This window comes from Cognatishimia maritima, assembly GCF_900129685.1.
Lineage (GTDB): Bacteria > Pseudomonadota > Alphaproteobacteria > Rhodobacterales > Rhodobacteraceae > Cognatishimia > Cognatishimia maritima.
The window spans coordinates 181572-201970 of the sequence record NZ_FQWM01000003.1; the positions used below are offsets into that span (position 1 = coordinate 181572).

Sequence of the window (20399 nt, forward strand, 5' to 3'; positions counted from 1 at the left end):
ATCACCCCTGTGGAATTGGACCAGCATCATGCGGAATGTGGTATCCGCGCTGCACTGCGTCTCTTTTGAGGATATTTCGATACCAGGTCTGCACATTTGGATAGGCACCGAGATCGACCTGATGCCATTCATAGCGCGAGACCCAGGGCCAGATGGCCATGTCGGCAATGCTGTAGTCGCCCGCGATATAGGCCTTGTCAGCGAGTTGATCATTGAGCACCCGATAGAGGCGCGCGATTTCTGTTTTCAATCGATCCTCAGTATAGGCCGACGCTCCCGGGTTGAACTTCATAAAGTGGTGCCCCTGACCGGCCATTGGACCAAGTCCACCCATCTGCCACATCAGCCATTGCATGACCGAAGCACGGTTCGTCACGTCAGTTGGTAGAAATTTACCATATTTTTCAGACAGATAAACCATGATTGCACCGGATTCGAACTGTTTGACACCTGTTTCTGTGTCGTGAATCGCGGGCACTTTATTGTTTGGACTGATGTCCAAAAACTGCGGGGCGAACTGTTGGTCTTGGCCAATGTCGATGGAATGCACCTGATAGGGAACGCTTAGTTCCTCTAAAAGGATTGACACTTTCCGGCAGTTTGGTGTGGGCCATGCATATAGGTGGATCACAGGAGCCTCATTCTATGAGTTAAAAAGTGTGAACCCGGCATCACCCGGGTTCACATGACCGTTTGATTGGGAAGGATACCAAACGGGTCTGGGAGAACACTAGTCTGGGCGATATTCGCCACGGGCTGGATAGTTTGCAGCCATTGCGCCGTCGACGGCGGCCAGAAGCTCTTTAAAGTGCGGACGCACAAATGGCATGGTTTGAACAGAGCCGTAATAGAGCGCGCGATCAGGCTGTACGAGGAATATGCCTGGTTCTGAAAACAGATCCGGTTCCATGATATCCAAGGACGACTTGCCGCGCGATGTGGAGATATAAAGCCCCCAATCCATGGCTTCTTCGATCGTCACGCCATAGCCCAGACGCAGGCTGGACATACCAACCTTTTCCGCCATCGCCTGCGCGCGGTCTTTAACATCGGTCGACACCGCAACGGTGCCGATACCGCGTTCGTTGAACTCTGGTGTAAGACGTTCGAGTTCTTTCAGGTAATTTGCGCAGATTGGGCAATGCAAACCGCGATAGAAACACACAACGGTTCCGCGTTCATTTGTTTCCTCCGATAGGGTGAACTGGTCTCCGGTGACCAACTGAACCGACAGGTCAGGGGTCTTTTTGCGTGGCATCAACATTTCGATTTCCTTTCGATAGTCAAAGAGTCTCCGCCGTTTGAAATCGCTTCAAACGTTGGGAAGGGTGAGATGTGATTTGGCCGGTTAGGCCGCGGGGAACTTAATTTGTCCTCGGTCGATCATGGCTTCGACCTTGAGTGCCGTTGCCTCTGATGTTTCAAACGTTTCTTCCAGCGCGTCGCGGGCAGCCGCTTCATTGCCTTCAGCAAGAGCGCGCGCCATGCGGCTGTGGTTATCCACAGCGCTTCCCGGACCTGTATTCGTTTCGCGCGCGAGCAGGTAACCAATACGTCGAGAAATTGCGTGAAGCGGGAAAACAACCTTACAGGCGATGTCATGACGTGCGGCTTCGGCGACGCGATCATTCAACTCGCGGTCCAACGCCATAAACGCCAGAGTATCTCCGGTCTGTCCTGTTTCCTCGATCCGCTCCGCCAGTTGTCCAAAACGCCACCGTTCTGTGCTTTCCGCAAAATTGGCCGCGCGGGCTGTCAGGAAAGGCTCCAACCGCCGCCGCACGTCGAGCGTTTTGATCGCTTTCTGGGCATCAATTGGTTCGATAAGAATGCCGCGTCGAGGCAGAACAGATACCAACATGTCCCGTTCAAGCTTTTGAACCGCCTCGCGCACGGGTGTGCGCCCAAAACCGCTGAGGGTACAAAGATCTTGCTCTGTCACCAGCCGTCCGGGTGAAATGACGAGCGTCACAATTTTCTCTTCGATATCCTTATAGACCGCTTTTGATCGGCTTTCAGGACGGTCACTACTCATATTTTGCGCCTTCTTCGTTTGAGCGTTGAATACAATAAGGGAACGACGATGATTGCAATGGTAATTGCTCCGAGGCTGCCCGCGATGGGCCGCGAGAAGAATTCGATGAAGGATCCCTGCGACTTTGCGAGGGAGGCAAGGAAGGTCGACTCAAGTATTGGCCCAAGAACAATGCCCAAAATCACGGGTGCCAGCGGGAAGTCATTCTCTTCAAGGTAAAATCCCAAAAGACCTGCGGCCAGCATGACCAGAATAGCAAAAGTTGTATTTTCCACCGCGAACGCCCCGACAATACAGGCCAGTGTGACAAGAGCCATGACAACACCGGGGGGGGCAGACAGGATACGGCGGAATAGAACAATGGCGCCAAAGCCGAGGGGAACCATCACGATATTGGCAATCAAAAACGCGATGAAAATGGCATACAGCAGGGTTGGTTGCATGATAAAGACGGTTGGTCCCGGGTTAAGGCCCTTCATGTAGAGCACGCCGATGATCACCGCCGTCAAGCTGTCGCCAGGGATGCCGAAAACCGTTGCTGGTATTAATGCACCTCCAACGGCCGCATTATTTGCGGCTGTGGCTGGTGCAATGCCATCAACAGTGCCCGTCCCGAATTCCGCCTTACGAGGCGACGACCGGCGCGCAACGGCATATGAAATATATGCTGCGATGTCAGCTCCTGCGCCGGGGATGGCGCCAACCACCGCCCCAATGCCCGAGCCTCGTAAGACTGGCCATTTCAGGCGGCGCACATGGCTGAAGACCCCAACAAACAAGGATTTGGGTGACATAGGTAAAATGTCAGGGCGTTCGACAGGTTTTGCACCAAAGCGGAACGCCTCTGATACAGCAAAAAGCCCGATCAACACCGGAATAAAGGCAAGACCGCCAATGAGGTTGATGTTGCCAAATGTAAACCGCTGTTGGCCCATAACCGGATCAAGTCCAACCATCCCAATTGTCAGGCCAATAAACAGCGATATTGCCCCTTTCGCCGGGGTCGAATTGGAGGCAGCAATCGCTGCGACCAGCCCCAAGCAAGCCAGCCAGAAGTATTCAAAGCTTGAGAAGTTCAGGGAAATTTCAGCAAGCATGGGCGCGGCGAAGATCAGCATGAGTGCCCCAAAAACCCCGCCCAGTGCCGATGCGACCAGCCCGACGCCCAAGGCGGTTTCAGCCTCACCGCGTTTCGCCATAAGATAGGATTCATTTGCGTAAGCTGCTGAGGCAGGTGTGCCGGGCATGCGCAGTAAAGCCCCGGGGATGTCGCCTGCAAAAATCGCCATGGCGGCAAGGGTGACAATTCCTGCAAGTGCTGGAACCGGGTCGAGAAAATAGGTCATCGGAACCAAAAGGGCGACCGCCATCGTAGCGGTAAATCCAGGGATCGCACCAACAACGAGGCCATATACTGCGCAGCCAAGTATGACTGCCAGCGTGGTTGGCTCCAGCAAGAGCATCAGGGAGTCATAGGCTACCATGTCAGGGCTCCGGAATATTCAATGAGAATGCCCCAAGGCAGCGGTGCCTTCATGATCTGATAGAAGAATGTATGCAGTAAAAAGGTGCCGACGATGCTAACTGTGATGGCGAGCTTCCATCGGCGCTCAAACCAATAAACGATGACAAACAACAGTATCGGCGCGACAATCAGGAACCCAAACGTGTCTGCCGTCAGAATGTAAAAGACAATGGCGGCGAGAAATATGCCAACGCCAAGTAACCCACGCAAACCATTGCCATTGAAGGCGAACCATCCGTCAACAATCCCGACGTTTTTCCAGATCCGAGCAATAATCAATGCTGCACCGGCCAAGGCCATACCGGTTCCCACGATACTGGGCAGAAATCCGGGACCGTATTCGATCTGTGCCATTGTGGGCAGCGACTGGGCATAGGCGACAATGCCGATCCCCAAAACAAGAAACACAACGCCATTGATGAGGTCGTCCAGTTTCATCAAAAGTCCTTTCGGGTGACGCAGAGACGCCGGAGCAGCGTGGCCGCTCCGGCATAGTTCACTCGTTCTTACAGGCCTAGCGTCGCGACGATCTCGCGCACTGTGCCTTCTTCAGAGGCCATGAAGTCGGCAAAGGTAGAAGAATCCCGCCATTGGATACCAAAACCGCGCTCTGTCATCTGCGCCTGCCAGCCTTCGTCGTTGACGATCTCGCTCATGGCTTGTTCCAGCTCTGCAGCGATCTCGGCGTCCAGCCCAACTGGGGCCACCACACCGCGCCATGCACCGAGGGACAGATCAAGATCAGTCTGCTCAGACAGGGTAGGGATGTCTGGGAAAGCCGCCAAACGTTCGGACCCAAATACGGCCAAAGATTTCACGCGACCCGCTTGGATCAAAGCACCCGCTTCAGGAACAGATGTTGGTACAACGTCAAAGCCGCCGGCAACCATGTCCTGCAACGCGCCCGCGGCACCTTGGCCGGCAATCATTCGAACCTGTGAAAGATCGACGCCCCATTCGTTAAACAGCGTCGCAGCTGCAATTGGCCAAGAGCCACCGCACCCACCGCCGCAGGCAATAGAATAGTCAGCCGGAGCCGCTTTGATTGCGTCAAGCGCGTCCCCGATTGTGTTCCATTCGCTCTCTGCACGCACATTGAAACCTGCAGGGTCAAAGTTGTACTGCGCAATAGCTGTGAAATCCGAAGCGTTGAAATCCGCCTGACCCATCGGGGCGTAATGCGCAAAGTTATAGATCACGCCGATCGTGTAGCCGTCAGGATCGGCCGTTTTGATGTTGTTGATGCCAACAACACCGCCACCCTGGCCTTGGTTCACAACATTAAAGGGCACACCGAACTTATCGCGCAGGCGATCAGCCAGCATACGAGCGGTGGCATCTGTGCCGCCGCCTGCACCTGCAGGAACAACGATTGTGACTGGGCGCTCAGGCCAGTCAGCGGCGAATGCAAAGCTTGGAAGCAACGCGGCAATAACTGCCGCAAAAATAGTGCGTTTCATCAACAAGTCTCCTCCTACTGTCGATAGATATATTGTGATATATTAATGATGCGTTGTCAAATGAAACAAGAAAGGAGGCGAGAAATGCCAAGGATGATTGCAGTCTTCGTTGATGGAATGTGAACTGCATCGCACCGCATTTATTTGCGCCACCTGTGCAAGCAAAGGCATTCTTATCTGATGCCGTGCCTGCAAGAGTTGGGGGGATACCTGCGATCGACGAGATGAACTAAGATTTTATATCTAAGAGATTTTTTCCGAAATAGACACCGAAGAGTTCCAATTGAAACAGTCGCTTGGCGCGATAATCAAGTTGGGATGTGTTTCGTTAATTCAAAAACACGTAATTCACGATCAGGGTTGGGTCCCATTTCACCCGCATTTTAATAACCTAGTTTCTTTCGAAAGCGATGGTGGCGGTAGGCTTATTAAGGGGTGACCAAACTCCATATCGCTGTTTGTGGCTCTCGAAATGCCACTCAACCAGGGGCTTTTGATCCGATTTCCGAATCCCTGTTTGGAGTGACCAATTAGTAAAGATTCTTACGTCCGTCCTGTTATCACCAAGGTCTTCAAAATAATCGCACCACATACGGAATATTCGTAAATCAATTTGAAATAGTGTTTCGTGATCTTGTGTTTCCGTTTGGCCGGGCGGCGTGGCCCGAAATAGCATGATGTCACCCAATCTGACGTGGCGCAAATTGCAGAGGAATGCCTAGTTCAGATCCACGTTCTCTTCCGCATCGAAAAAGACCTGCGTTCCGCTAGGGGGCAGCGCGCTGTTTTCTAAGCCAACTTACGTTTGAAGATAGGACAGAAAAGTTTGGATTTGCGCCGGTGTTTCGGCAATAAAATCGGCGCCGGCGTTCTGTAATTTTTCGGGCATTTGCCATCCCCAGGAAACGCCAATCGAGGAAATGCCTGCGGATGCTGCGGCAGAGATGTCGCTTACACCATCACCGACCAGTGCCAAAGGTGAATAGGTGCCCTGTTGACGTATTGCGATGATTTTTTCTGCCTTGGTTCCGGGGTCATCTCGCGTAAGCAGAACCGAGAAGAATTCGGAAATTTCATGGTACCCAATAAAGCGCTGGATGAACGCCTTGGGGGAGGCCGACAGGATACCCAGTGGCGTTTCGGACGAAAGGCGGCGCAGAGTTTCGATCATGCCCACAAAGGTTGGGGCTATGTCCCGGCGCTGTTTGAGCAAAAGTGTGGCATCAGCTGTGAAAGTTGATGGACAAAGTCCAAGCTGCAAAGCCAAAGCTTCGAAGGTGATTTTGTCAAGCTCAGCAAACGGATTGGGCGGCAGTTCCGCTTGATACCCTTGGTTTTGGGCCGCTTGGGTGCAGATTTCCGTGTAGATGTGCAGCGAGTCCGCCAGTACACCGTCAAAGTCGAAAAGAAGCATATCCGTATCCGTTGAGGCGAGGATTAGAGGCGCGGCCATTCACCTTCAAATGATCACCGCGCCAGTGTTTCCTGCCTGTCTGTAGAGGCGTTAAGCCGTTTCAGAGAGCAGCTTGGAATAGGGTGCTCAAATTATCTTCGGTCAGCTTTACCGGGTTGCCACCACAGGATGGATCAATAATCGCGCCTTTGACCAGTTCGGGGATCGCGTTTTGGGTTACACCCAGATCGCCCAGCTTTCGTGGGATGCCCAGCGAGTCGTTGAAGTCCTGCACAAAAGCGCGGAAACCGTCAAATCCGCCTGAAATGCCCAGATATGCTGCAGCGCTGTTGAACCGATCCGCGATTGCGGGCGCATTGAATTCGAGCACGGCGGGCATGCAGACAGCGTTTGTCGTGCCATGATGGGTGTTGAATACCGCGCCGATCGGATGGCTCATGGCATGGATCGCTCCGAGGCCCTTCATAAAGGCTGTGGCACCCATGGCGGCCGCGCTCATCATCTGGGCGCGTGCTTCAATGTCGGACCCGTCGGCATAGGCGCGGGGCAGGTACTCCTTGACCAGTCGCATGCCCTCCAGGGCAATGCCCTGAGACATCGGATGGTAATGCGGGCTCGAAAAGGCCTCGACGCAATGGGCAAAGGCGTCAAGACCGGTGCCTGCGGTAATAAACTGCGGCATGCCCACGGTCAGCTCGGGATCGCAGATGACGACGCCGGGCAGAACCTTGGGATGAAAGATGATCTTCTTGGCGTGGGTTTCTGAGTTGGTGATGACGCTGGCGCGGCCTACTTCAGAACCCGTGCCGGCCGTTGTCGGTACGGCAACGATGGGGGCGATTGCATCCGCTTCGGCGCGTGTCCACCAGTCGCCGATATCTTCGAAATCCCAGACCGGGCGGGTTTGACCGGCCATAAAGGCCACCATCTTGCCCAGATCCAAACCCGAGCCGCCACCAAAGGCGATCACGCCGTCATGACCACCAGCCTTATAGGCGGCGACTCCGGCGTCGAGATTGGTTTCATTTGGGTTCGGATCAACATTGGAGAACAATCCGCGACCAAGGCCGGCAGCGTCGAGTATATTCAGTGTTTCCTTGGTGATCGGAAGGTCGGCCAATCCGCGATCCGTGACAAGCAACGGCTTCTTCATGCCAAGGGCTGCACAAGCTTCAGGCAGCTCCTTGATCCGGCCTGCGCCGAATTTGATGTTGGTGGGGTAAGACCAGTTTCCAACGAGAGACATGTGGTATTTCCTTCAATTTTCCGGCTGTTCCGACAAAGGGGATGTGTCAGGCAGTGATTTTCTTAAGATGGTAGCTCTTGGGACGGGTCAAGTTGTGATAGCCGATTTGCGACAACCCCCCGCCGCGCCCGGTGTTCTTGCAACCGGTCCAGCATAGGCCCGGGTCCAGATAGTCGGCTCGGTTCATGAACACAGTGCCTGTTTCGATCCGGTCGCCCACATGTTCCGCCCGTTCCAGATTCCGTGTCCAGAGCGATGCGGTCAGGCCGAATTCACTGTCATTCATCAAGCGAATAGCCTCGTCATCCGAGGCGACTTTCATGATGCCGACAACAGGGCCAAAGCTTTCGTCCCGCATCACACGCATGTCATGGTTGACATTTGTCAGGATTTGCGGGGTCAGGTAGGCGCCGCCATCGTCTTCGGCAAAGGGGGCAATATGGGCGATGGCGCCGGCCTCAACTGCTTCGGCGATTTGGGCACGCACCTCATCGGCAAAGCGCACATTGGCCATAGGGCCGATGGTGGTTTCTGCGTCCAGAGGATTGCCCAGCTTGTAGCCTTTGACGATGGCTACCGCCAATTCAACAAAAGAGTCATAGAGGCTTTCGTGCACATAAATCCGTTCAATTCCGCAGCAACACTGGCCAGAATTGAACATCGCTCCGTCGACCAGCGTGTCAACTGCTGCACCAAGATCGGCATCTTCCATGACATAGGCCGGGTCTTTGCCGCCCAATTCGGTTCCAACACCGGTAAATGTACCCGCCGCCGCGCGCTCCATCGCGCGCCCACCTCCGACTGAGCCAGTGAAGTTTACAAAATCAAAGGCATTGCCCGCGATTAGGTCATTAGTGACATCGTGACTTAGGAAAACGTTCTGGAACACGTCTTCTGGCACACCGGCCGCGTGGAAAGCCTGCGCCATGCGCTCGCCCACCAAAAGGGTCTGAGTAGCATGTTTCAGGATCACGGTGTTGCCCGCGATCAGGGCCGGAGCAACCGTGTTGATCGCGGTCATGTAGGGGTAATTCCATGGCGCCACAACGAACACGACCCCGTGCGGGACACGCTTGATATAGCGTTTGAAGGTTTCGTCTTCGCCTACGCTAATGTCTGCCAGAGCGTCTTCGGCAATGGCCGCCATATGGCTGGCACGCTCATTGAAGCCCCCGAATTCGCCACCATAGCGAATTGGGCGCCCCATTTGCCACGCCAGTTCGGGCACGATGTCGTCATTCATCGCCCCCACGGCTTCAACACCTTTCATCACCAAGGCCGAGCGTTCGGCCAACGGGCGCGTTGCCCATGCGGCTTGCGCCTTACGGGCGCGACCAGCGGCTTCAAACGCTGACTCACGCGACAGGGTTTCGCGTTCGGCAAAGACAGATCCATCGATCGGAGAGATACATTTCAGAGTCATGAGTGTCAGGCTTTCTCAAATCCGCGTGCGATTTCCCAATCGGTCACGACGCGGTCAAATTCTTCTAGTTCTACTTCGGCGGCGCGGGTGTAGTGGTCGACAACCCAATCGCCCATCGCGCTGCGCAACATGTCCGAATTCCGCAGGGCTTCGGTCGCGGCGCGCAACGTATGTGGCACTTCGGCGATGTCTTTCATCGCGTATAGGTCGCCTGTCACCGGTTCCGGCAGGGCGAGCCCTTCCTCGATCCCCGCCAGTCCTGCGGCCAGCTGAGCCGCACAGGCAAGATAGGGATTGATGTCGGATCCAGGGATACGGCATTCGATCCGCACGGCTTTCGTATTTTCTCCGACCAAACGGAAGCCAGCGGTGCGGTTGTCGACCGACCACGCGCTTTTGGTCGGGGCAAAAGTTCCCGGTACGAAACGTTTGTAGCTGTTCACATAAGGCGCGAGAAAGACCATGCCGTCGGCGGCGTATTTGATCAGCCCCGCCACATAGCTGCCCATCAGTTTTGACATGCTGCGCGGATTTTCGGGATCGAAGAACACGTTGTCTCCGTCGCGGAACAGCGATTGGTGAATATGCGCAGCGCTGCCGACCTTGTCATGGTGAACCTTGGGCAGGAAGCTGGCAGCGTGGCCTTTCTGATCGGCGATTTCTTTGATGGCCTGTTTCGAGACCGTGTGCTGATCGGCGGCCAACAGGGCATCGGCATAGCGGATGTTCAGTTCGGCCTGACCCGCCTCGGCTTCGCCTTTGGTGTTTTCCACAGGCACACCGGCTTCGACCAGCAGGTTGCGAATCGGGCGCATGACATGCTCTTCCCGGGTGGTCTGCAGAATGTGGTAGTCCTCGTTATAGCCGCCCAGCGTCGCCATATCGCGAAAACCGCCGCGGCGGATCTCGTCATAGCTTTTCTCGAACAGAAAAAACTCCAGTTCGGTCGCCATATAGGGCGTTAGGCCCATGGCCTCGGCCCGGGCGACCTGTCGTTTCAGGATCTGACGAGGCGAATGCGGTACCGGTTCGTGGGTATGATGGTCGATGACGTCGCACAGGACCAATACTGTGCCGTCCAACCAGGGAATGCGGCGCAAGGTACCAAGGTCGGGCTTCATCACATAGTCGCCATAGCCCGCTTCCCAGCTTGTGGCGGCGTAGCCTTCCGGCGTAGCCATTTCCAGATCCGTGGCCAGCAAGTAATTGCAGCAATGGGTTTCCTTGTAGCCGCTCTCCAGGAAATTCGAGACGTGAAAGCGTTTACCCATCAGCCGCCCCTGCATGTCGACGAGACAGACCAGCACTGTATCCAGTATCCCGGCCTCTGCCTCCGATTTCAGGGTTTCAAGGGAAATCAAACCCGACATTGGCCAGTCTCCATTCTGTTTGTCAAAGCAAGCGCATCCAGCGCATCGAGAATTAGTGCCGCGGTGTCATTTGCAACCAAATGCTGTTGCTGCGGCGTTGCGATCATATCGTTGCGAAATTCCAGCATAACGTTAGCCCATCCTCGCGGCAGCGCGTGTTGTTTCAAGGTGTGCGTGACCCCATCCTCGGGGCCATAGGGTTCATTGCGTGCGGTTTTCAGTGCGGTGTGTGTCGCTGCCTTTACCAGCATTTTGTCAGCGAGGCTGGTGTCATCGTCATGAAGGATGCCCAGTTGAACCTCGCGGGGCTTTCCGTGAAATACCGGGGTAAAGCTGTGCACCGTGACCAGAACGCCAGTCTGTCTCTGATCCATCAGGTCGGACAGGGCAGTTTCAAAAGGCCGGTAGACGCTATCCACCCGTTCGGCCCGCTGTTCCGGTGTCAGATTGTGATTGCCGGGAATGTCATGGATTTCCGACACTTCGCGGATGGCACTGTCGGATTCAGGCGGACGGTTACAGTCGTAGACGAGCCTTGAGACAGTCGAGGCGACCAGCGGCGCATCTAGGATATCGGACAAATCTCTGGCCACGCCATAGGCGCCCGGGTCCCAGGCAGCATGGCTGTTCGCGGCCTCCTCGCTGAGCCCCAGCCCACCGTAGCGGGCCGGGATATGCTGCGAGGCATGTTCACAGACCAGAACAATGTTCGACGCGCCCGAACCGTTTAAGACGATGACGGAAGTATCGTCCATCACACTTTCACCCGCTCCATTTTGGGATCAAACAGCGGCGCCAGCGTGACCTCGCAAGGGACCCGCACGGTGGCGACTTCCAGCTCGTAAGTCCCGCTGTTGATAAAGTCGCGGTCCACCCCGCCGTCATGACGCACGTAGCCCATTGCTATGGATTTGCCGATCGTGTGGCCATAACCGGCCGAACTGATGTAGCCGACACGCTCGCCGTTGCGGTAAATGGTTTCCCGGCCGGACAGAATGACGTCGCCATCAGTGGTGAAGGTGGCCAGCATCTTCTTAAGTTTGCCGCCTCGTTGTTCGGCAACGGCCTCGCGTCCCTTGAACGGAATATCCTTCTTCATCTTCACGGCCCAGCCCAGCCCAGCCTCGTCAGGCGTGTGATCGGGGCCAATGTCGGATGGCCAGGCACGATAGCCCTTCTCAAGCCGCAGTGTTTCGATTGCCCGGTAGCCTGCGTCGACCAGCCCGTGTTCGGCACCGGCTTTGTGCAGCGCGTCATAGACCGCGGTGGCATATTCCACTGGCAAATGAAGTTCCCAGCCGAGTTCGCCCACATAAGTGACGCGCAAGGCGTTGACCGGGCATCCCGCGATGCCGATGGTCTTTGCCTTGCCGAATGGGAAGCCTTCATTGGAAACATCGTCACGTGTCACCGACTGAAGGATTGTACGTGCCTTGGGTCCCATCAACGACAAGACCGCATATGAAGACGTGACATCGAACAGCTGCGCATTCATGCCGTCGGGGATGTTCTTGCAAATCCAGTCGAAGTCATGAGTGGCATAGCCGGTGCCTGTGACGATGTAGTATTCGTCTTCGGCGACACGCACACAGGTCAGGTCACATTCGATGCCAGCCCGATCATTCAGCATCTGGGTATAGATCAGAGAGCCGACCGGCTTGGCCACGTCATTGGCAGCGATCCAGCTGAGGGCCGCTTCTGCATCCGGGCCCTTCAGGGCGAATTTGGCAAATGAGGTCTGGTCGAAAAGGACAGCCGATTCACGGCAAGCGCTATGCTCTCGTCCCACTGGCGTGTGCCAGTTCGGGCGCTCGAACGTGTAAATGTCGCGCTGATCTTCACCTGCCGCCGTGTCAGCGTACCAGTTGGGACGTTCCCAGCCGAGTTTTTCGCCGAACACGGCGCCTTGGGCGCGCAGCGTGTCATAAAGCGGCGACTTGCGGCAAGGTCGGCCCGAGTCATGTTCTTCAGAGGGCCAGGCCATGGTGTAGTGCTTGCCATAGGCCTCGATCGTGCGGGTGCGAATCCAGTCGTCGTCGAAATGGGGGCGACCAAAGCGGCGGATATCTACAGGCCACAAGTCAAACGGAGGCTCACCCTTAGCAACCCATTCCGCCAACGCCATGCCCGCGCCACCGCCAGCGGCAATGCCATAGGCGTTGAAGCCGGCTCCAACAAAAAAGTTCTTCAGTTCCGGCGCTTCCCCAAGGATGAAGTTGCCATCCGGCGTAAAGCTTTCTGGCCCGTTCACCAACTCTTTGATCCCGGCGGTTTCCAGTGCCGGAACCCGGCCCAGCGACAGTTCCATCAGCTGTTCGAAATGGTCGAAATTGCTGTCCAGAAGCGTGTAGTGAAAGCCTTGCGGAATACCGTTGGTGGCCCAGGGGATCGGGTTGGGCTCGTAGCCGCCCATCACCAGCCCGCCAACCTCTTCCTTGTAGTAGGTCAGACGGTCCGGGTCGCGCAGCGTGGGCAAGTTGGCAGGCACACCTTCGATCCGTTCGGTCACCATGTATTGATGCTCCATCGGCACCAGCGGCACATTTACACCTACGGATTTCGCGAAAGTCCGGGTCCACTGGCCGCAGCAAGCAATCACGATCGGGGTCTCGATCCGGCCTTTTTCGGTTTCGACAGCCTTGATCACACCCTTTTCAATATCGACTGACGTGACTTTGGTGTCTTCGAATATCCGCGCCCCGGCCATGCGCGCGCCCTTGGCCAGCGCTTGGGTGATGTCAGAGGGGTTGGCCTGACCGTCGGTCGGCAGATAGGCCGCACCAATGACATCGTCGATGGTCATCAACGGCCACAATTCCTGCGCCTCTTTCGGAGTCAGCAACTGCATGTCCAACCCAAAGGAATGTGCCGTGGTGGCCTGGCGTTTCACTTCGGTCCATCGCTCCGGATTACAGGCAAGCCGTAACCCGCCATTCATCTTCCAGCCCGTGCCCAGCCCGGTTTCCTGTTCCAGTGAATTATAAAGATCGACCGAATAGCCCAGCAGCTGGGTGATATTCGCGTTTGAACGCAATTGGCCGACGAGACCCGCAGCGTGGAAGGTTGTCCCTGATGTGAGTTTCTTGCGCTCGACCAGAACCACGTCCCAGCCCATCTTGGCAAGATGATACGCCGTCGAGCATCCGACGATCCCGCCGCCAACGATGACGGCCTGTGCGGTGTTAGGAAAATCGCTCATTTTTATCCTCTTTGGGATTGATATTCGGAAAGGGCCAGCCGGTAGCGGGCCAGGTTGTCAGCCGTATAGGCGGCATAGTCGAAGTCGATCTCGGAGGTGATTTCCGAGACCATGCTCCACATGGTTTCGCGCAGCAGCGAGGCGCATTTCATCGCGCCATAGCTGTTCATTAGGGTCTCGTCCGGCGGAGTGCCGAAATAGGTTTCCAGTATCACCATCTCGGCCTCCGGCGGCAGGTCGCAATTGGTGGCGAGACCTCCGAGATCGAACAAGGGTGAATTGAAGCCGCCATATTCCCAGTCGATCAGCCAAAGCCGGTCTGGGCCGCGGAGGATATTGGCGGGAAGCAGGTCGTTGTGACTAAGAACAAGATCAACCTTGCCAACCGCTTGCTCCAGCGCCGCAGCCTCTTGCATCAACTCTGGAAGGCGGTCCATTTGAGTAGAAGCGTTGCGAGAAAGGAAAGCGGCATAGTTGCGAAGGACGTGAAACACCCAGAAGGTCAGAATGGGCCCGCGCACTTTGCTAGTTACGGTTTCATGCACAGACCGGATCAGGTGTACGGTATTCACCAGCGTTTCTGCATCATGCAGGTCAGCGGCCTTCAGCGGCGTTGACTCGACGAAGTCCAGAACCAAAACGCCCGGTTCGGTATGATTGATCGCAGGCGAAATTCCCGCTTCTTGTGCAGCGTAGGAGATCGCCTGTTCATTGAACCGCATCACCCCATGCTCGGGAATATCCTCGCCGAAGCGCACCACATATTTTCCAGTGTTGTCGGTGACAAGCAGGTTAACATTCGTGATACCGCCGCCCAGCTGTTCGATTTCGGGCGTGCCCTGCCAGCAGGGCAAAGCGCGGGCAGTTGCGAATGCGTGTTCGAGAGCCATCGTCATTTCACACCCAGCCTTTCCTGCGAGCTCTTTGAAAGGGCCGTGACAATCCGGTCGGCAATGATGGCAATAAAGGCAACCGCAAGCCCGGCGATGATACCTTGTCCGGTATTGGCCTTAGTCAGAGCGATATAGACTTCCTGACCAAGATCACGGGTGCCAACGAGCGCGGTAATGACCAGCATAGAAAGGGCCAGCATGATGGTCTGGTTTAGACCCAGCAGTAGCGAGGGCGCGGCCAGCGGTAGTTTGATCCGCCACAGAAGTTGGCGTTCGGTACAGCCTGAGACCTTACCAGCTTCGATCAATTCGGAGTCGATCGACCGGATGCCATGGGCGGCGTAGCGCACGGCTGGGGCCAGGGCATAAAGCACCACCGCGATCATGGCCGAGAAGTCACCCACCCGGAACAGCATCACGACCGGGATCAGGTACACGAAGCTGGGCATGGTTTGCAGCGTATCGATTAATGAGCCGATCACGCTGTTGGCGCGGGCGCTTTGACCAGCCCAAATGCCCAAAGGAATACCGATGGCGCTGGCGATCAGAACCGAGACCGATACCAGATAGACGGTGACCATCGCCTTGGCCCAAAGCCCGTTTGCCGCGATGAATAGTGTCATCAGAGCAGAAATAAGGCCAAGTTTCCAACCTCCCAGACGCCCTGCTGCGATGCCAACAGCGATGATGCCCCAAGCCCAAGGGATGCCACCGAAAAACCGTTTTACCGGCAGCAAAAGGGTGGTCAGGAAGAACGTCTTGATGGCTTCGAACGTGTCAAAGAAGGTGATGTTGATCCACTCCATCATCGCGGTCCAGAACGCACCGGTGGTGATGGTGAAGGCCTCAGGCAGCACGCGGAATGCAGGCAGGTAGAAGCTCGTCAAAGTGGTCACGAAAATCAGCGCAAGGACCGTGCTTATCAGCGGATGGCGCTGATATACTGGGAGTGTCGGATCTGGGCGGGGACGCACGCGACGGATGGCGAAGGCCTGACTGACACGGTCCAGAGCGATGGCCATCACCACGATGGCCAATCCGGCCTCGATGCCACCTCCAATATCCAGCCGGCGCAGTGAGGTCAGAACATCATAGCCGAGACCGCCAGCACCAATCATCGATGCGATAATTACCATGTTGAGGGTCAGCATGATCACCTGATTGACCCCGACCATCAGTGACGGAAGCGCGGTAGGCAGCATCACTTTCCACATCAACTGACGGGGTTTGCAGCCCACCATTCGACCGGCTTCGATTATCTCTTCCGGCACAGACTGCAACGCCACTGTTGAGATCCGTACCATCGGCGGCATGGCGTAGATCACCGTGGCGACTAGGGCAGAGATCGGACCAAAACCGAACAGGAACAAGATCGGCACGAGGTAGGCAAAGACCGGGACGGTCTGCATCAGGTCGAGGACCGGGCGCAGTGCACGTTCGACCCATGGGTGGCGATAAGACAGAATGCCAAGCATGAGACCGCCCGCCACACCGATCGGCACTGCGATCAAAACCGAGGCCAGCGTGACCATGGCGCTTTCCCATTGGCCAAAGATAGCCAGATAGGCAAAACACAGACCCGCCAGCAAGGCCAGAGACTTGTTTTTCGCGTAGATTGCCACCGCAGCCATGGTGCCAATGATGGCGATCCAGCTGATCGAGGGTGCTAATTCAATAGCCTGCTGCCCCTGGCCGACCGAGAAACCATCTACCAGCATTGATCGAACCAATTGATAGGGAAGTTCGATCACACCCGCGATGAATCGGGTGAGGTCACGGAATGAGAACAGGCCAAAATGCGCATCTTCCACAAGCCAGGACATAGCGTCCGAAATCCAGCCATCCAACGGCAGTTCGTATTGCTTGGGAAAGCGGATGATCCAGCGCGCGTCCAATGCCTGGTACAGGCTGAACGACCACTTCGACAGAGCCCAAGTCACCAAGAATAGGCCCAGCCAAAACGGCCTCGAGCCATTGGTCAGGGATTTGAGAAACCTCGTCATCCCGCGCTCCGTCCAACCATGATATCGATTGCTGCGCGCGAGTCGATGGTGCCAACCGGCTGACCGTCTTCGTCCAGAACCCTGAATGGCAGAGTAGAATCATCCAACTGAAGGATGGTGTCGGCCACTGTAAGGTGGCCGGGCAGGTCTCCGGCATAGTCGTTTTCTGGGACTCCGGCGGACATGATGGATTTCAACCGCATGACTTTAGCACGGGGAATGTGGCGGGTGAACTCCTCGACATAGGGCGTAGCCGGTTTCATCACCAGGTTTTCGGGCGTGTCGATCTGTTCGATACAACCGTCTTTCATCACTGCGATGCGGTCGGCCAGACGGATAGCCTCGTCAAAGTCGTGGGTGATGAACACGATCGTCTTGTGCAGCATAGATTGCAGACGCAGGAATTCGTCCTGCATTTCCCGACGGATCAGCGGATCAAGCGCCGAGAACGGCTCATCAAGGAACCACAGATCAGGGTCGGCCACCAACGAACGCGCGATCCCAACGCGCTGTTGCTGGCCACCGGACAATTGCCGGGGATAATGGTCTTCACGCCCTTGCAAGCCGACGGTTTCGATCATCTGACGGGCACGGTTTTCGCGGTCTTTCAGGGGGAAGCCCTGAATTTCCAGCGGGAAAGCGGCGTTTTGCAAAACGGTCAGATGCGGCAGCAGTGCGAAATGCTGAAAGACCATGCCCATTTTCTTGCGACGCACATCGATCAATTCAGAGTCGCCCATGGTCAGCAGATTGCGGCCTTCGAAGTTGATTTCGCCCGCGGTTGACTCAACGAGGCGCGAAAGGCAGCGCACCAACGTGGACTTTCCTGATCCGGAAAGCCCCATGATGACGAAAATCTCGCCCTCAAATATTTGGACATTGGCATCGCGCACGGCACCGACCATTTGGGCGGCTTCAAAATCTTCTGAGGTTGGTGCGTCATTGTGTTTCTTAAGGAAGTCTTCGGGGTGTGGGCCGTAGATCTTCCAAACACCTCGGCACTCCAGTTTTACGGAACGCTCCATAGTCACCTCGGGGATTTGGCCTTGTCGGGCCAGATTGCTGGGAAAGGGGGGAGAAGGCGCGGGGAGTGGCCGCCTTCTCCGAGCGGATCAAGGAGGGTTACTTGATCCAGGACGACCAGGTGGCTTCGTTAGCGCTCATCCATTCGGAAACAACGCTGCTGATGCTTTCACCATCGAGGTCGACTTTGCCGACAAGGGCGCCCATCGTGTCGTTGTCGATGTCAAAGGCGTTGATCGCGCTGGCAGCACCCGGCCATTTGTCGGCAATGCCGGACCAGGCCACTTTCCAGATCGGACCGGTCGGCTTGCCGCAATCATAGGCCGAGTCCGGGTTCACGCCGACAGACGGGTCGTTGTAACATTCGTCAGAGTAGGGCGGGAATTCGACGAATTTGCCGTCATACTTGGCGGTCGCCCAATGTGGAGAATAGATCCAAAGCACGATCGGGGCTTCACGCTGATAGGCCGATTCCAGTTCGGCAAAAAGCGCAGCGTCGGTGCCAGCGTGCACGACTTCGAAATCCATGCTTAGGGCCTCGACGCGTTCGTCGTCAAAGCCGCCCCAAGTCACAGGACCGCCTAGGTAACGCCCCATCGGCGCGGTTTCAGGGGTGGCGAATTCGGCGGCGCAGTCATTCAGTGCCTGCCAGTCGGGCAGGCCGGGGCACAGCTTTTCCATATAGGACGGATACCACCATTCCTCGATGGCTTTCATACCGGTTGGACCCATGTTGACGACCTTGCCGGTGCCAAAGGCTTCGTCCATCGCCTCGCGACCAGTGGTTTCCCAGATTTCCATAGCGACATGCAGGTCGCCGGTCTTAAGTCCGGCAAACTGAGCGATGTAATCGGCCTGCACGTATTCCACATTATAGCCAGCCTTTTTCAGAACTTCCCCCATGATGGTGGTGGTGATGATCTGGCCCGTCCAGTCATGCGTCGTCAGCTTGATCGGATCCAGAGATTCAACCTCGGCCATCGCGCCCGCTGCCGAGAGGGCTGTCAGAAGCGCCGCAGAAAAAGGTGTGAATTTTGTCATGGTCAGCCTCCCAGCTGTTGATTTTGTGGGTTTCGCAAGATCAGGCGTCTGAAAATGCGTGAATGAATTAATGTTTCGCCAAAAACCAACATAAATCAACATAAAAAGTTAGAAAACGTTGTAAAAGGTAAAAAATATGTGGAAATTTGTGGAAATTAGTGGCTATTTAGAGGTGCAGCCGCGGTGTTGACTGCGGAAATGGAGTAGAATCATGGAGACTCGGGTTAATCACCGACAGAAGGCTATTCTGGACGAACTGCACCGGTCTGGTGGCTCGATGCGGATACATGCGCTGGCCGAGGCTCTGGATGTGACCGAAGAAACCGTGCGGCGAAATCTCAAGGTTCTTGCAGATGATGGCTTGGTAGAGCGCATGCACGGTGGCGTTCGTATCGTCAGCGATAGCACTGAGGCCGATTTCAATGCCCGATATCGCGAGAATCCAATCGCCAAACAGCGGATTGCACAGCACGTCGCCTCAATGTTGCCTAATGATGTTTCCCTGTTTCTCGATATTGGCAGTACCACCGCTCATATCGCAGACGCATTGCGCGACCACCGCCGACTGGTCGTGGTGACGAACTCAGTCTATGTGGCTTTCCGCCTGGCCACCCGCAATGAAAACCGGGTGTTTCTGGCTGGCGGGGAATTGCGGGGCCATGACGGCGGAGCTTTCGGCGCGGATGCCATGGAGTTTGCCGCGAACTTCAACACCGACTTCGCGGTCTTGTCCTCTGCCGGGATCAACGAAAAGGGGTTCTTTTTGTACGACCTTGAGGAAGCTCGGTTTTCGCGCCTGATCATGCGGCAGGCCAACACCAGCATCATCGCGGCGGACTTCAGCAAGTTCGGCCGGGTCGCGCCGGTCGATATTGGTCACCCGGAACGGGTTGATTACCTTGTCTGCGACAAGGAACCGCCTAAAGAAATTGCCTCCGCCGCGTTGGTCGACTGGGGCACAGACATCCAAGTAGCCAAATAGGAGAAATGATGAGCCCCCCGATAGAAAAGATCGGTGAAATCGCCGAAAGGATTGCCCGCGAAGCCAGTGCGATCCCGATGTCACATTTCCGCGCGCCACTGGATATTGACGCCAAGGCCGACGAAAGCCCAGTGACGGTAGCAGACCGCGAGACCGAAGCTTTCATCCGAGACGCCTTGCAAAGCGCCTTTCCGGGGCACGGTATCTTTGGCGAGGAATACGGGATTTCCGGGTCCTTGGACGGAGAAACTTGGATCATTGACCCGATTGACGGCACCCGGACTTTCATTACCGGCTCCCCCCTATTCGGCATGTTGATGGGATACCTTGTCGGGGGTCGCCCCAAGATTGGCCTAGTCCGCATGCCGGCGCTGGATGAAACCTATATCGGCCTTGAAGGGCAGGGGGCGACACTGAACGGTGCACGGATTCGGTGCCGCGATACCCGCGAGTTGGGAGAGGCGATGATCTATGTAAACGAAGCGGAGCGGCTTCAATCGATGAACCCGGACCTGTTCGGGCGGCTCTGCCGCATAGGCCATACCAGACGGATGGCCTATGATTGTTACCCGCATGCGCTGGTGGCATCGGGACAAATTGATGCGGTGGTGGATTGCAGGCTGGAGCCTTACGATTTTCTGCCTCTTGTCGGTTTGATCAAGGCCTCAGGGGGCGTCATCACTGATTGGGAGGGCAATGACCTGACAATGAAGTCTGATGGCAAGGTCGTCACCGCGACCACGCCTGAACTGCTGCAGGCCATGCTGGATGTCGTCAATGGCTGA

General features: G+C 56.0%; 18 protein-coding genes. 2 read left to right on the forward strand and 16 right to left on the reverse strand.

Annotated features, from left to right (window positions below; genetic code table 11):
• Position 1 precedes the first annotated feature (1 nt).
• The 16 genes from BUA39_RS09415 to BUA39_RS09490 form a co-directional block, all read right to left on the reverse strand.
• Positions 2-631 (reverse strand): glutathione S-transferase family protein, encoded by a 630-nt coding sequence (locus BUA39_RS09415; protein WP_072792954.1) that lies wholly within the window; start codon positions 629-631, stop codon positions 2-4.
• Positions 632-730: 99 nt separating this feature from the next.
• On the reverse strand, positions 731-1264 hold the full coding sequence (locus tag BUA39_RS09420; protein ID WP_072792955.1) for a peroxiredoxin-like family protein: 534 nt from the start codon (positions 1262-1264) through the stop codon (positions 731-733).
• An 84-nt stretch (positions 1265-1348) separates the two neighbouring features.
• Positions 1349-2035: a GntR family transcriptional regulator gene (locus BUA39_RS09425; protein WP_072792956.1), complete on the reverse strand. Its 687-nt coding sequence runs from the start codon at positions 2033-2035 to the stop codon at positions 1349-1351.
• Positions 2032-3519: a tripartite tricarboxylate transporter permease gene (locus BUA39_RS09430; RefSeq protein ID WP_072792957.1), complete on the reverse strand. Its 1488-nt coding sequence runs from the start codon at positions 3517-3519 to the stop codon at positions 2032-2034. Before BUA39_RS09430 ends, BUA39_RS09425 begins: the two co-directional genes overlap by 4 nt.
• Entirely contained in the window at positions 3513-3998 is a 486-nt protein-coding gene (locus BUA39_RS09435) for a tripartite tricarboxylate transporter TctB family protein (protein WP_072792958.1), read from the reverse strand. Before BUA39_RS09435 ends, BUA39_RS09430 begins: the two co-directional genes overlap by 7 nt.
• Positions 3999-4066: 68 nt before the next feature.
• A complete protein-coding gene (locus BUA39_RS09440; RefSeq protein WP_072792959.1) occupies positions 4067-5020 on the reverse strand; it encodes a Bug family tripartite tricarboxylate transporter substrate binding protein in 954 nt (317 codons plus the stop codon).
• A 799-nt stretch (positions 5021-5819) separates the two neighbouring features.
• Positions 5820-6434 carry an HAD family hydrolase gene (locus BUA39_RS09445; protein WP_165610513.1) on the reverse strand — a complete coding sequence of 205 codons (615 nt, stop codon included), beginning with the start codon at positions 6432-6434 and terminating at the stop codon, positions 5820-5822.
• A 100-nt stretch (positions 6435-6534) separates the two neighbouring features.
• Positions 6535-7680 (reverse strand): iron-containing alcohol dehydrogenase, encoded by a 1146-nt coding sequence (locus BUA39_RS09450; RefSeq protein WP_072792961.1) that lies wholly within the window; start codon positions 7678-7680, stop codon positions 6535-6537.
• Between the two features lie 46 nt (positions 7681-7726).
• On the reverse strand, positions 7727-9103 hold the full coding sequence (locus BUA39_RS09455; protein WP_072792962.1) for an aldehyde dehydrogenase family protein: 1377 nt from the start codon (positions 9101-9103) through the stop codon (positions 7727-7729).
• A gap of 5 nt (positions 9104-9108) precedes the next feature.
• Positions 9109-10473, reverse strand: coding sequence for a glutamine synthetase family protein (locus BUA39_RS09460; protein WP_072792963.1), 1365 nt, complete (start codon positions 10471-10473; stop codon positions 9109-9111).
• Positions 10461-11228, reverse strand: a complete 768-nt coding sequence (locus BUA39_RS09465; RefSeq protein WP_072792964.1) for an N-formylglutamate amidohydrolase — start codon at positions 11226-11228, stop codon at positions 10461-10463. The genes BUA39_RS09460 and BUA39_RS09465 overlap by 13 nt, the downstream gene beginning before the upstream one ends.
• The gene (locus BUA39_RS09470; protein ID WP_072792965.1) at positions 11228-13672 is read right to left on the reverse strand and encodes a GcvT family protein; all 2445 of its coding nucleotides are present in this window, start codon (positions 13670-13672) and stop codon (positions 11228-11230) included. Before BUA39_RS09470 ends, BUA39_RS09465 begins: the two co-directional genes overlap by 1 nt.
• A gap of 2 nt (positions 13673-13674) precedes the next feature.
• The gene (locus tag BUA39_RS09475) at positions 13675-14568 is read right to left on the reverse strand and encodes a phosphotransferase (RefSeq protein ID WP_072792966.1); all 894 of its coding nucleotides are present in this window, start codon (positions 14566-14568) and stop codon (positions 13675-13677) included.
• Complete coding sequence (locus BUA39_RS09480; protein WP_423219938.1) at positions 14565-16283, reverse strand: ABC transporter permease; 1719 nt, start codon at positions 16281-16283, stop codon at positions 14565-14567. The genes BUA39_RS09475 and BUA39_RS09480 overlap by 4 nt, the downstream gene beginning before the upstream one ends.
• Before the next feature lie 281 nt (positions 16284-16564).
• Positions 16565-17593, reverse strand: a complete 1029-nt coding sequence (locus BUA39_RS09485; RefSeq protein ID WP_072792968.1) for a quaternary amine ABC transporter ATP-binding protein — start codon at positions 17591-17593, stop codon at positions 16565-16567.
• A 97-nt stretch (positions 17594-17690) separates the two neighbouring features.
• Entirely contained in the window at positions 17691-18632 is a 942-nt protein-coding gene (locus tag BUA39_RS09490; RefSeq protein ID WP_072792969.1) for an ABC transporter substrate-binding protein, read from the reverse strand.
• A gap of 211 nt (positions 18633-18843) precedes the next feature.
• Here BUA39_RS09490 and BUA39_RS09495 point away from each other — a divergent pair, with 211 nt between their 5' ends.
• Positions 18844-19614 carry a DeoR/GlpR family DNA-binding transcription regulator gene (locus BUA39_RS09495; RefSeq protein WP_072792970.1) on the forward strand — a complete coding sequence of 257 codons (771 nt, stop codon included), beginning with the start codon at positions 18844-18846 and terminating at the stop codon, positions 19612-19614.
• Positions 19615-19622: 8 nt separating this feature from the next.
• Positions 19623-20399, forward strand: a complete 777-nt coding sequence (locus tag BUA39_RS09500) for an inositol monophosphatase family protein (RefSeq protein ID WP_110721836.1) — start codon at positions 19623-19625, stop codon at positions 20397-20399.